We start from the raw sequence: 12,550 nt of genomic DNA on the forward strand, positions 1-12,550 counted from the left end.
GAGGGGTGAGCGACGACCGGCACCCGCGGGTGCCGGTATCGTGAACGCGTTCGGGGCGGTAGCTCAGCTGGTCAGAGCAAGCGACTCATAATCGCTCGGTCACGGGTTCAAGTCCCGTCCGCCCTACTTGGTTCTGCCCAGGGTTTCTTGTCCTTCCTCGGAGGACGGAGACTCGATCAGCTCAACGATGGGAACTTTCGGGACGATCACGACGACCGAGGTCGCTGCTAAGCGATTCCGTTCGACGCCCCGAGTCCGCGATTGGGACGGCCACACGTGGCAGGTCACCGCCACCGGTTCGAGCCGAGCCGCGGCGGAGACGGTGTTGAAGGTCGATCTCGCTCAGCGCATGCAAAGAGGCGACGCCGCGGACCTGTTGAACGCGGACTCGCCATTCCCGAAGCTCGCCGGGGCGTGGCTGGAGGACATCCTGCTCGACGTCGATCGCGCGGACAGCACCAAGGAGATCTACGAGCGAGAACTGCGGGGGCTGGTACTGCCGTTCTTCCACAGCTTCACCGTCCGCGAGGTCACTGTAGGCCGGATCGAGCGGTTCCTGAAGCTGCAGCGCGCGGAGTCGTACACGCGCGCGAAGCACTCGCGCACGATCCTCAGCATGGTCCTCGCGTTCGCGGCCCGGCGGGAGATCGTCCCTCGCAATCCCGTCAAGGAGACCTCAAGGATGAAGAAGCCCGAGCACACCCCAAAGGCACTCACTCCGGAGCAGATCGCCGCCATCCGTGCCGCGGCCGGCGCGTGGTGAACGGCGCAGGGCACCATGGGGGCGAAACCCGACGGGGTCATCCGCGACCTGGTCGAGGTGATGTGTTCCTGGACGCCACCAGCTTCCTGCGCTCGCTCAAGGCGCGCGGGCTCGCCGGCACCCGGCTGGTGATCTCCGACGCCCACTCCGGGCTGAGGAAGGCCATCGCAACGGTGCTGCAGGGCACCGCGTGGCAACGCTGCCGAGTGCACCTCGTGCGCAACGCCCTCGCGGTGGTGCCCAAGGCCAGCGGCGAGATGGTCGCTCGATCATCCGCACGATCTTCGCCCAACCCGATGCCGAGCACGTCCACGCCCAGTTCGACGAGGTCGTCCGGATGCTCAAGCGCTCCCACCCGAAGGTCGCCGCGATGCGCCTCGACGCGGGACGACCTGTTGGCCTTCACATTTCCGCAGAAGCACTGGCGGCAAATCTGGTCCACGAACCCGCTGGAGCCGGTGAACAAGGAGATCAAACGCCGTACGGACGTGGTCGGGGTGTTCCCCAACCCGGCCGCGCTGCTGCGCCTGGCCGGCGCGGTCCGGGTCGAGCAGCACGACGACTGGGAGGCCGGCGACCGCCGCTACTTCTCCGAACGCTCACCCCGGAGACCTTGATGCCCCCGCGCAGCGCTCGCGGTCGCAATACAGCTTGCCTCCCGCACGAAGCGTGGAGCGGTCACAGCAGCTTGCGCACCTGAAGTGCGAACGCCACGGTCAAACGGGTGCGCGGGTCCTGCAGGTCGCCCGGGAGCAGATCCGTGATGCGGGCGAGCCGGTGCTTCATCGTGTTGTAGTGGATGAAGAGCCGGCGGGCCGCGTCGGCGGCGTTCGCCGTGCCCAGGAAGGTCTCGAGCGTCAGACAGAGGCTCGAGTCGCCCCTCTCGTCGGCGGCGATGAGAGGACCGATCGCAGTGTCGACGAGCTCGTCGAGTTGAGGTCTCGGTGCCGACAGGATCACGCGCTCCAATGTGAGCAGATCGTGGACGACCACTGGTCGACGGAGGGACTGCGCGATGGCCAGTGCATCCCGCGCATCGGTGTGCGACCGGGCAAAGCCCTCCGGCCCGTGCGCGAGACTGCCGGCCGCCAGCGTGACTCCATCCTCGCCACTCGCGGACGCCAGCGCATGTCGCCACTCGGCAGCCCTGTCCCACAGACGCTGGGGCTGCTCGCCCGCCTCGGCCGGAAGCAGCACGACGACCTCCTGACCCCGCACCCACGCAATCGCGCGCGGGTGCAGGTCCTTCTTGGCGGATGCACTCACGAGTGCGTCCGAGAGCTCCACCGCAGCCCGTGCCAGCAGCACCCGGTGCGTACCCGCGAGATCCCAACCGAAGAGTCGGGAGCGCTCACGGATCAGCGCTTCGTCCAATGCCTTCCGGCTCACCAGCTCTTCGAGGAACAGCACGCGCATCTGCCGGTCCAGCTCCACGCTCGCGATGGCCTGAGCGATGTGCATGCCAGCCGCGAAGCAGGCCTGCCGGATCAGCCTGCGCTGACCGAGCGTCGGCTCGCCCTGCCCGTGGACCACGATTCGGCCCCGCTCGGAGCCCGCCACACTGATCGGGAATGACCAGTCTTCGTCGCCGCTCGGGGTGGTGCCGACTCGACCGAGGATGGTGCCGTCCAGGTCAAGGACGTCCACATCGCGCCCGAGCGCGCCGGCCAGCGTCCGGGCGATCTCGATGAGTCCTCCACCGCTCAGAGCAACACCGGTCAGGCGTTCGCGGATTGCGTCGGCATGGGCCGGCTCAGGCCCGTACTCCACCAGGACGACCGCGAGGAGAGCACCGATGACCTCGTTGAACGAGGTGTCTCCAGGGACGACGATCACGGGGAACCCGAGCTCGTCGGCAGCCGTCAGCATCTCGTCGGGCAGCGTGTGGAGGTAGCGCCCCGGCTTCACCGCGAGGGCCGCGAGTCCGAGCCGGTCGAGGGTACGCACCAAGGCCGTCAGCCGCTGAGGGTGGTCGCGCAGGGGGTACGTGGTGGTCAGCAGGAGTTCCCCTGGCTTCACGAACGATTCGATGTCCGGGACTTCCATGACGTTGACCCCGCTCACGACGCGGTCCAGTCCAGTCCGGCCGGCGACCACCGAGCTGCCGCCCAGCGCGGGCAGCGTGAGCAGCTCACGCACGGAGATGGCACTCATCGACTCTCTTCTCGTTCGCCGGCGTTGTCCCAAACGGACACTTCCTGCAGAAAATCTGGTCCGTTGCGGACCGGGCCATAGGTGGGTCGCAGTGCCTACGATCCCAGTATGTCTACTCCGGCATCGTCCGTGTCAGCGGGTTCGGGGCGCATCGATGCAGATGCTCCCTGGCGCCGCTCGGCGATGCCGTTCTCGGTGGTCCATCTCGGACAATCCGCGGTTGTGCTGAAGGCCGGCCCCTCCGATCGGCTGCTCGTTGTGACGGGCAGCGCCGGCGGACTCATGCCGGACGGTATCTGTCTGCCGGATGCGGCTTTCCAGGCGGCTCGAGCGCGCCTCGCCCGGGCGCAGCGCGATGGTGCACGGATCTGGGCGACCGAGCAGGTGACGCACGAGCGGACCTGGAGTGCGCTCGTGCCCACCGACTTGCGCATCACACCGGCACCCCTCGATGGGACGGCGATCCGCACCATGAAACGAGAGATGGGCGAACCCGACCGCCGCTTCGCCGACGCGCGGATCGACAGCATGGACCCGTCAGCCGCCCGGCTGCGCTCCGGCTCGCTCGCGGCTGCAGGGATTCGGCGGCCGGGCGAGGTGGTGCCGGTGCTGCGCCGGCTCATCGGCGCCGGCCCGGGCACGACCCCGAGCGGCGACGACGTGATCGTGGGGGTGCTGGCCGGTCTCGCCGTCGCCGATCGCCGAGCCGCTTTCGAGGCGATCGCCGCTGCGCTGCCGGGGCTGCTGTCGCGGACCACGCTCGCCTCCCGCCACTACCTCACGGCCGCGGCAGCGGGGCGGTTCGGAGAGCACGTCCACCACCTGGTCGCGGCGGTCACCGGAACCGCCCCGACCGGGCAGGCCCTCGAGCGGGCCAGGACCTGGGGTGCCAGCTCCGGGCTGGATCTCCTCACCGGACTGATCGCCGCCGTCTCCGAGCATCTGCTCGCGCCGCCCACCATGGAAAGAAGCGCATGACAAAGAACGAATCCGCGAACAGCGTGCTCTCCGCCCGCCTGCTGCCCCATCTGTATCGGGATTCGGTCGCCCTGATGCGGATCGCGTCGGCCACCGAGAAGCGCGACGGCATTCTCCGGGTGGGAGCGGTGATGGCGACACCGGCGAACCTCGGCATCCTGGCCGACTCCGGCATGCTGCCGGGCGACCTCGCGGCCAGCCCGGACGACCTCGTCTTCGTCGTTCGCGGTGTCGATGAGCAGGCCGTCGAGGACGCGCTCGATGCCGCGCACGGGCTGCTCACCGTCTCGGAGACCAGCGCCGGCGCCGCCGCGGAGCAGCGCCCCGGGACGTTGAGAGAGGGCATTGCTGCAGGCGAGGACGCTCCCGCCACGCTCGCGGCGATCTCGGTCTCCGGAACCTATGCGCCCATCGTCGCCGAGCAGGCGCTCCGCAACGGGCTGCACGTCTTCTGCTTCTCCGACAACGTGTCGGTCGAGGACGAAGTGCGATTGAAGCGCCTCGCGCTCGAGCAGGGACTGCTCATGATGGGCCCCGATTGCGGCACGGCCATCCTCGATGGGGTTCCCCTCGGCTTCGCCAACGTGGTGCGGCCTGGATCGGTGGGGATCGTTGCCGCGTCCGGGACGGGAGCGCAGGAGATATCCCGGTTGGTCCACTCGGCCGGTGGCGGCGTCTCTCAGCTGATCGGCGTGGGCGGCAGGGACCTCTCCGCAGAAGTCGACGGGATGATGACCGGCCTCGCACTGGACCTCCTTGCCGAGGACGTGCTCACGTCCGTTATCGTCGTCGTCTCGAAGCCGCCCTCGAGCTCCGTGGCGGATCGGCTGATCGAGCGGCTCGCCGCAACCGGCAAGCCCGCTGTCGCGTGCTTCCTGGGCCTCGAGGACAGCGATTCCGCGACGACAGGGGTACGGATCAGGGGCACGCTCGAGGCCGGCGCCATAGCGGCCTGTGAACTGGACGGACACCCGCTGGAGTTCGACGACCAGCGCTCGGACGCAGTCGCGGAAGCAGTCGGAGGCGTCCTCGGCCTCTACACCGGCGGGACTCTCGCCTCGGAGGCGAAGCTGATCCTGAGCCGGGCAGGAGTGCGAGCTGAGATCCTCGACCTCGGCGACGACCAGTACACGGCCGGCAAGCCGCATCCCATGATCGATCCTGTGGGACGCGCGGATCGGATCGCCGCCGCGGGCTACGACCCCGAGGTCGGGGTCATCCTGATCGACCTCGTGCTGGGCTTCGGTGCGGCCGACGACCCTGCCACCCCGGTGGCCGAGGCGGTCGCGGTGGCGCGCGAGCGCGCCGCCGCGGATGGTAGAGCACTCACGGTCATCGGCTCCGTCTGCGGCACCGAGGGGGATCCGCAGGGCCTCAGCAGGCAGAGGGCCATCCTCGCCTCCGCCGGCGTGCTCCTCTGCCCCACGAATGCTTCCGCAGCGCGCCTCGCGCTGGCCTCGACCAGCAAGGAGAACTCGTGATTCCCGGTGGTGTCCAGATCCTCAACGTCGGTCTCCCGCTGATCGTCGAGGGAGCACCCGCAGGAGCTGTGCTTCAGCTCGACTGGCGGCCTCCCGCATTCGGCGACGCCGATGCAGCACGGCTGGCGGTCGGGCTGGATACGGAGGCGACCCGCTCGGCGAATGAGAAGGCTATCGCCGCCGTCCAGTCGACGAGGGGCAAGCTTGTCGCCGTCCGTCCGGCCCGCGAGGTTGTGCCTGGCATCGCCGACGGCAGGGTGCTCCTCCACGCCGGACCACCCATCGAGGTCGCCCGGATGTGCGGGCCGATGCGCGGCGCGCTGATCGGCGCGGCGCTGTTCGAGGAGTGGGCGGCCGACCCGACCGAGGCGGCCGAGCTGATCGACAGTGGAGCGATCCGAGTCGAACCCTGCCACCACCACGGTGCGGTCGGCCCGATGGCAGGAGTGCTGGCACCGTCCATGCCGGTGTTCGTGGTCTCCGAGGGGGAGTCCCTCGGCGACGGCCGGAGCGCCTTCGCCTCGCTCAACGAGGGGCTGGGCAAGGTCCTCCGCTTCGGCGCCTACGACGCCGAGGTGATCACCCGTCTGCGTTGGATGCGCGACATCCTGGGGCCCGCTCTCGACGAGGCGCTCGCTGTCAGCGGCCCGATCGACGTGTCGTCGCTGATCGCCCAGGCGCTCGCCATGGGCGATGAGGGGCACAACCGGAACGTCGCCGCGACCTCCCTTCTCACCCGGCGTCTGGCGCCGATCATCGCCGCGCTCACACCCAACGACCGCGCGGTCGCGGTGCTGAGATTCCTGGCCGGCAACGACCACTTCGCCCTGAACCTCTCCATGGCGAACGCGAAACTCGCGATGGACGCCGCGATCGGCATCGAGGATTCCACGCTGGTGACAGCCATGTCGCGAAACGGCGTCGAGTTCGGCCTCCGCGTGGCCGGCAGCGGCGACCGCTGGTTCACGGCCGAGGTCGGCCCCGCCGACGGGCTGTTCTTCCCAGGCTACGGACCCGAGCAGGCGAACCCGGACCTGGGCGACTCCGCGATCACCGAGACACTCGGGCTCGGGGGCTTCGCGATGGCTGCCTCGCCTGCGATCACCCAATTCGTGGGCGGCACCCCGGCCGATGCGATCGCCGCCACCACGTCCATGCGCCGCATCACTCTCGGCCAGCATCCGGCCTTCCCGCTGCCGCCCATGAACTTCGCGGGAGCCCCCTCCGGGATCGACATCCTCAAGGTCCTCGAGACCGGCGTCCTGCCGGTCATCAACACCGGCATCGCGCACCGTGAGGCAGGCGTCGGCCAGATCGGGGCCGGCATCGTCACCGCACCGCCGGAAGTGTTCCTCAAGGCCGTGCGATACCTGGCGGAACAGCGGGCGAGCCGATGAGCGGGTCAGCGCACGGCACAGTCCTCGTCGCGATCGGTGGGAACGCCCTCGTCCTGGACGGCGAGGCAGGGTCGGTCGAGCGTCAGCAGGAGCGTGCTGCGGACTTCGCGGTCATCGTCGCGGAACTGGTCGAGGACGGCTGGTCAGTCGTCGTCACGCATGGGAACGGGCCGCAGGTCGGCTTCATCCTGCGCCGGGGCGAGCTCGTGGCCCCCGATGCCCTCGTCGAGGGGCTGCCCGCCTTGCCGCTGTGGCTCGCTGTAGCGGATTCTCAAGGCGGCATCGGACACATTCTCACCGTCGCCATCGACTCGGCCCTGGCAGCCCGGAACCTTTCGGCCCGCGGGGTAGCGGTGCTCACCCACGCCGTCGTGGATGGCAGCGATCCGGCCTTCCAGCGACCGACGAAGCCGATCGGCGGCCAGATGACCGCTGAGACCGCGCGGCGGCGCGCGACCGAGGAGGGCTGGTCGGTGACCGAGACCGGCCCCGGCCAGTTCCGCCGAGTCGTGGCCAGCCCGATCCCTCACGAGATCATCGAGGCCGAAGCCATCAAGGGACTGGTGGAGCGCGGATCCGTCGTGATCGCGGCCGGCGGCGGTGGCATTCCAGTGGTGCGGGACGAGCCCGGCTGGCATTCGGTCGATGCGGTGATCGACAAGGACAGGGCCTCCGCCCTCCTCGCCGGTGCGATCGGCCTCGACACGCTCGTGCTGGTCACCGGGGTCGACCAGGTGTACGTCGACTTCAACACCCCCACGGCTAGGCCACTCGACGTGGTCGGCGTCGCCGACCTGCGCCGGCACCTCGCGGACGGCCAATTCCCGGCCGGATCGATGGGCCCGAAGATCGAGTCGGCGATCCGATTCGTGGAGGACGGGGGGTCACGTGCGGTGATCACCTCGATCGGCAGCCTGCGGGACGCCATCGCGGGGATCGGCGGCACGCAGATCCTCCGCGAAGGCCCGGGTCCCTCTCCCCACCCCATAACGGAACATCAGGAGGCTCTATGAGATCCGCCATTTCGGCAGCTGGAAGCGAAGTCGCGAGCAGGAAGAAGGAAATGAGCTGATGCAGACGGTCAGTGTGTACCGGGTCGCGATGGCGCACCCGGCAGATGTCTCCGGCGTCCTGGCCTTGCTGGACGAGGAAGTCCTGAAGGCCGAGGACATCGTCGCCATCCTGGGCAAGACCGAGGGCAACGGCTGTGTGAACGACTTCACCCGTGGCTACGCCACGATGGCGTTCTCGAACGCCCTCGCTTCGCGGCTCGCGATGTCGCCTGACGAGGTGCAGCAGCGCATCGCGTTCGTGATGTCGGGCGGCACCGAAGGGGTGATGAGCCCGCACGCCACGATCTTCGCGAGAAAGGATGTGACCGATGCGGAGGAGGTCGGCGAGAAGCGGCTCGCGATCGGCGTCGCCTTCACGCGGGACTTCCTCCCGGAAGAGCTCGGCCGGACCATCATGGTGACCGAGACGGCTGCTGCCGTGCGCGAGGCGATGCGGCAGGCAGGGATAGACGACCCGGCCGACGTGCACTTCGTGCAGATCAAGACCCCGCTGCTCACCGCCGAGCGGGTCGACGATGCCCACAGGCGTGGGCAGACCGTGGCGACGGAGGACACCTACAAATCCATGGGGTACGCGCGGGGCGCATCCGCGCTCGGTGTGGCGGTCGCCCTCGGCGAGATCGGCGCAGGGGACGTCAGCGACGACGACATCCTCCACGACTGGGCGCTGAGCTCCTCGGTAGCCTCGACGTCGGCGGGAATCGAGCTGCTCGGCAACGAGATCATTCTGATGGGCAACTCCGCCAAGTCGATCAGCCCGTACCTCATCGGCCACGCCGTGATGCGGGACGCCATCGATGCCGCCGCAGTGCGGGACGCCCTTCGGCAGGTCCGCATTCGGCTCGAGGACGGCGACGTGGTCGCCGAGGACTACGAGCGCATCGTCAACGTGCTCGCCAAGGCGGAGGCGGACCCGACCGGCAGGGTCCGTGGGCGCCGGCACATCATGCTCGATGATTCGGACATCAACAGCACCAGGCACGCCCGCGGAGTCGTCAACGGGGTCATCGCCTCGATCGTCGGCGATCCCATGATCTACGTCTCGGGTGGCGCTGAGCACCAGGGCCCTGCCGGCGGCGGTCCCGTCGCCGTCATCGCACACGTCTGACAAGGAAGGACAGTTCAATGAAGAACGAAACCTCGACTCGATCTCATCCCGTTCCCGCACCACCGGCGAGCCGCACGCGTGACATCCTCTACAACGAGGACCTCGCCCCCGTCCCCAAATCGGGACGCACGTGGAGCACCTACAACTACATCACCCTCTGGTTCGGCATGAGCAGTCAGATCCCGACCTACTTGATCGGGGCGGGTCTCATCACGCTCGGCATGAGCTGGTGGCAGGCGATCCTCACCGTGGCGCTCGGAAACACGCTGATCCTCATCCCGATCCTGCTCAACTCGTATGTCGGCACCCGGTACGGGATCCCGTTCCCCGTATTCGCGCGAGCCTCCTATGGGGTGTTCGGCGCCAACCTGCCGGCTCTGATGCGGGCTGCGGTGGCCTGCGGCTGGTTCGGGATCCAGGTGTGGATCGGCGGCACCGCCATCAATCTCGGCCTCGGAGCACTGATCCCGGGATGGACGACCTTCGGCGGCGTGCTCGGCGGCAATCCGATGGGGATGTGGATCAGCTTCGCCATCTTCTGGGCGATCCACATCTTCATCATCTACCGGGGCATGGAGACGCTGCGCCGCTTCCAGACCTGGGCGGCGCCGATCATCCTCGTGTTCGGACTCGGGCTGGCCATCTGGATGATCGTCGCAGCCGGGGGAATCGGACCGATCCTCGCCGACCCGGGACGGCTGAACACGCCGGGTGAGTTCCTCCCCATCTTCATCCCATCCCTGGTCGGGGTCATGGCGCTCTGGGCGACGCTGTCGCTCAACGTGCTGGACTTCACCCGGTTCGCCAAGAACCAGAAGTCCCAGCTGGTCGGTCAGGCGGTGGCGCTGCCGACCGCGATGACGCTGTTCGCCGCGCTCGGAGTCATCCTGGCGTCCGCCTCGGACGTCGTCTACGGCGCCCCGATCTGGGACCCGGTGGTCCTCGCCGGCAAGATCGAGAACCCGATCGTGCTCGCGCTCGCGATGCTGGCCGCCGCCGTGGCGACCCTCACCGTGAACATGTCGGCGAACGTGGTCTCGCCGGCCTACGATTTCGCGAACGTCGCACCCCGGTACATCAGTCGGCGCACCGGCGGATTCCTGGTCGGCTTCTTCGGTGTGGTCACCCAGCCGTGGCTGCTGCTGTCGAGCCCGAGCGGATTCATCTTCGAGTGGCTCGGCACCTACGGCGGCGGCATGGGCGCGATCGGCGGCGTGATGATCGTCGACTACTGGCTCGCCCGACGCCGCAAGCTGGATGTCGGCGGTCTGTTCGAGCGCCGAGGGGCCTACCGCTTCAGTGCAGGATGGAATCTCCGTGCACTGGCTGCGACGCTGATCGGTCTCTTCATCGCGTGGGGTGGCCTGGTGATCCCCGCGATGCACGAGCTCAGCACCTACGGGTGGTTCGCCGGATTCTTCGGTGCCGGACTGACCTACTGGGCCCTGATGGCGATCTCGCCGCCGCCGCCGGTCGAGGACGTCACCACCGCCGAGGCAGATCCCGAGCTGCTGGCGACGGAGCCGGCCCAGTGAGCGACGAGGCGATCGAGCTCTTCGTCAACGGCACGCTGATGCGAGGACTAGCGCTGAACGGCAACCTGGACGGGGCCGACCTCCTTGAGGAGACCCGCACTGCCGCCCGCTACCGGGTCTATTCCATCGGGGACGTGCACCCGGGCATGTTCGAGGTGGACGAGGGCGGAGTGGAGATCGCGGGCGAGCTCTACCGTGTTCCCGCCGAGGTCCTGCGCCGAGTGGAGGAGGGGGAGCCGCCGAACCTGTACCGCGGACCGGTGATGCTGGTCGACGGGAGGGTGGTGGACGGCATCCTCTACCCTCGCGCGTTGGCGGAGGCGAACGGGCGAGACATCTCCTCGTACGGTGACTGGAGGAAGTACATGGAAAGCGAATAGCCCCGTCAACGGCGCGCGCCGAGTGGCGACCGTGGCCCCGATGCCGCGGTCGCCGCTCGCGCTCGGCGACGAGGGGATGGGACTGACGCTCCATGCGGGAGGAGCAGGACCAGCTCGAGCAGGGAGGGAAGGGTCGAGCGGCTCAGCTCATGGGCCGCAGCGAATCAGCGCCGCGACAGGGGTTCCGGCCAGGGCTGTTTCCCAGATCCTGGCCCGCCACCGGGTTCCGCGGCTGGACTGCTGTGATCCGGTCACCGGGCAGCTGATCCGCGCGTCGCGCGCAACTGCGGCCCGCGATGAGCGGGACCGACCCGGCGAACTGGTCCACGTCGATGTGAAGAAGCTCGGCCGCATCCCCGACGGCGGCGGCTGGCGCGCCCACGGCCGACGCGAAGAGGTTCGCGGCCGCGGGATCGGCTACGACTACGTCCACTCCGCCGTCGATGACCGTTCCCGGGTCGCCTACTCCGAGATCCACCCCGACGAGAGGGCCCCGACCTGCGCCGCGTTCATGCTCAGAGCCGCGAAATTCTTCGCCGGCCACGGAGTTCGGATCGAGCGGGTGATCACGGACAACGCGCTGGCCTATCGCCGCTCCACCGCCTTCAAGGCCGTCATCGCTCAGATCGGGGCCGAACAGAGGTTCATCAAGCCGCATTGCTCCGGGACCGACGGCAAGGTCGAACGGCTCAACCGGACCCTGCGGACCGAGTGGGCCTACGCCCAACCCTTCGCAAGCAACCACCGGCCGAAGGAGCCCAAAGGCCCGTCCTTCTGTTTCTTGACGGTCAGCGTAAGGCCGGAAGAGGCTGCCTTGCCGTTGATCCCGACGAACGTATTGACGCTGTCCTACATCGAGCCGTCGCCCTTGTAACGCTCAGGGGAATGGTCGCCCGGAAGCTACGATGGGCCGAGCTTGGAGCCTGATGGCGGCTGCCGCCGAAGGTGAATGTGCAGCCAGCAGAGGCCGGCGATCGCGAGCACGGTCAGAACCAAGCCGACGAATGGAACCAACCCGAGGAGTAGGGCCCCAACGAGTCCGAGCACCCACCAGATGACGCTCAGTCCCGGCTGCACCGGTGGGGGCTGGATCGGGTCCGAGGGAACATAGGCACGTGGCACCGGCTGCATCGAGCGGATAGTAGGGATGGTGTCCGCCCTGCTCGGCCACGAGTCGGGCACCTGCTCCGCCTTCGCGACATGCAGGGTCACTTCGGCGGCGAGGCGGGACCCCTGGATCTTCGCCCAGCACGCAGTGACCAGCCCCTGCGCCTCCGCCTCCGCAATCAGGGGCATCACCGACGCCGAAGTCGCTGGCGTCAGCTGCCCGACGCGCTCGTCGCCGAGGCGCACCTCCACGATGGTCGTCGTCGCCTTCGCCTTCGTAACCTCTATTGGGTGCAGGGTAGCGATGAGTGCGCGTGCCCCGATGTACCTCGCGAGGGTCGGGTAGTGGTCTGCTTCGCCGGTGACCTGAACGCTCCGCCCCATCGGGATAACGGCGTGAGGAGCCACGGGAACCTCGTTGTCAGGCAGGACCTCGTCCGGTGCTGGGAGCGCGAGCCGGATGTTCGCCTTGAGCTCGTCCTGACCTCGTCGGCTCGAGTATCTCGTGACTGCCCAGATCCGTGTACGCACGGTCGCGACTAGGTTGGCCGCCACGATGGAGTGGACGAGCGGG

The 12,550-nt window shown here is 68.5% G+C and carries 11 protein-coding genes, 1 tRNA gene and 1 pseudogene; 11 read left to right on the top strand and 2 right to left on the bottom strand.

From position 1 onward, the window contains the following. Nucleotides 1-52 precede the first annotated feature (52 nt). The 3 genes from JWR33_RS10830 (at nt 53) to JWR33_RS10840 (ending at nt 1,380) form a co-directional block, all read left to right on the top strand. Nucleotides 53-126 (top strand) — tRNA-Ile (locus tag JWR33_RS10830). Between the two features lie 61 nt (nt 127-187). Beyond that, on the top strand, nt 188-763 hold the full coding sequence (locus tag JWR33_RS10835; RefSeq protein WP_297411903.1) for a hypothetical protein: 576 nt from the start codon (nt 188-190) through the stop codon (nt 761-763). 62 nt (nt 764-825) lie between these two features. Continuing rightward, the gene (locus JWR33_RS10840; RefSeq protein WP_297411904.1) at nt 826-1,380 is read left to right on the top strand and encodes a transposase; all 555 of its coding nucleotides are present in this window, start codon (nt 826-828) and stop codon (nt 1,378-1,380) included. Between the two features lie 61 nt (nt 1,381-1,441). On the opposite strand, the gene JWR33_RS10845 is transcribed toward JWR33_RS10840, so the two are convergent. Then, a complete protein-coding gene (locus JWR33_RS10845) occupies nt 1,442-2,917 on the bottom strand; it encodes a PucR family transcriptional regulator (RefSeq protein WP_297411905.1) in 1,476 nt (491 codons plus the stop codon). Between the two features lie 108 nt (nt 2,918-3,025). On the opposite strand from JWR33_RS10845, the gene JWR33_RS10850 reads away from it, so the two are divergent. The 8 genes and pseudogenes from JWR33_RS10850 to JWR33_RS10885 all read left to right on the top strand — a co-directional run. Next, the gene (locus JWR33_RS10850; protein ID WP_297411907.1) at nt 3,026-3,895 is read left to right on the top strand and encodes a DUF2877 domain-containing protein; all 870 of its coding nucleotides are present in this window, start codon (nt 3,026-3,028) and stop codon (nt 3,893-3,895) included. Further along, nucleotides 3,892-5,376 (top strand): acyl-CoA synthetase FdrA, encoded by a 1,485-nt coding sequence (gene fdrA / locus JWR33_RS10855; RefSeq protein WP_297411909.1) that lies wholly within the window; start codon nt 3,892-3,894, stop codon nt 5,374-5,376. The genes JWR33_RS10850 and fdrA overlap by 4 nt, the downstream gene beginning before the upstream one ends. Next, entirely contained in the window at nt 5,373-6,773 is a 1,401-nt protein-coding gene (locus JWR33_RS10860; protein ID WP_297411910.1) for a DUF1116 domain-containing protein, read from the top strand. Before fdrA ends, JWR33_RS10860 begins: the two co-directional genes overlap by 4 nt. Beyond that, nucleotides 6,770-7,786: a carbamate kinase gene (locus tag JWR33_RS10865; protein ID WP_297411912.1), complete on the top strand. Its 1,017-nt coding sequence runs from the start codon at nt 6,770-6,772 to the stop codon at nt 7,784-7,786. Before JWR33_RS10860 ends, JWR33_RS10865 begins: the two co-directional genes overlap by 4 nt. A 58-nt stretch (nt 7,787-7,844) precedes the next feature. Beyond that, on the top strand, nt 7,845-8,954 hold the full coding sequence (locus tag JWR33_RS10870) for a ring-opening amidohydrolase (protein WP_297411914.1): 1,110 nt from the start codon (nt 7,845-7,847) through the stop codon (nt 8,952-8,954). Between the two features lie 17 nt (nt 8,955-8,971). Then, entirely contained in the window at nt 8,972-10,489 is a 1,518-nt protein-coding gene (locus JWR33_RS10875) for an NCS1 family nucleobase:cation symporter-1 (RefSeq protein ID WP_297411916.1), read from the top strand. Beyond that, entirely contained in the window at nt 10,486-10,869 is a 384-nt protein-coding gene (locus JWR33_RS10880) for a gamma-glutamylcyclotransferase (protein WP_297411918.1), read from the top strand. The genes JWR33_RS10875 and JWR33_RS10880 overlap by 4 nt, the downstream gene beginning before the upstream one ends. Before the next feature lie 151 nt (nt 10,870-11,020). Further along, a pseudogene (locus tag JWR33_RS10885) lies at nt 11,021-11,611 on the top strand (DDE-type integrase/transposase/recombinase); the annotation flags it as partial. A gap of 158 nt (nt 11,612-11,769) precedes the next feature. On the opposite strand, the gene JWR33_RS10890 reads toward JWR33_RS10885, so the two are convergent. Then, nucleotides 11,770-12,550 (bottom strand): hypothetical protein (locus JWR33_RS10890; RefSeq protein ID WP_297411920.1); only part of this gene is annotated, 781 nt, incomplete at its 5' end.

The sequence above is a fragment of the Naasia sp. genome (assembly GCF_025465545.1).
GTDB lineage: Bacteria > Actinomycetota > Actinomycetes > Actinomycetales > Microbacteriaceae > Naasia.

Coding starts and splice junctions, on each gene's coding strand:
- JWR33_RS10835 (WP_297411903.1), top strand. CDS start 188: ATGGGAACTTTCGGGACGATCACGACGACCGAGGTCGCTGCTAAGCGA.
- JWR33_RS10845 (WP_297411905.1), bottom strand. CDS start 2,917: ATGAGTGCCATCTCCGTGCGTGAGCTGCTCACGCTGCCCGCGCTGGGC.
- JWR33_RS10850 (WP_297411907.1), top strand. CDS start 3,026: ATGTCTACTCCGGCATCGTCCGTGTCAGCGGGTTCGGGGCGCATCGAT.
- fdrA (WP_297411909.1), top strand. CDS start 3,892: ATGACAAAGAACGAATCCGCGAACAGCGTGCTCTCCGCCCGCCTGCTG.
- JWR33_RS10865 (WP_297411912.1), top strand. CDS start 6,770: ATGAGCGGGTCAGCGCACGGCACAGTCCTCGTCGCGATCGGTGGGAAC.
- JWR33_RS10870 (WP_297411914.1), top strand. CDS start 7,845: ATGCAGACGGTCAGTGTGTACCGGGTCGCGATGGCGCACCCGGCAGAT.
- JWR33_RS10875 (WP_297411916.1), top strand. CDS start 8,972: ATGAAGAACGAAACCTCGACTCGATCTCATCCCGTTCCCGCACCACCG.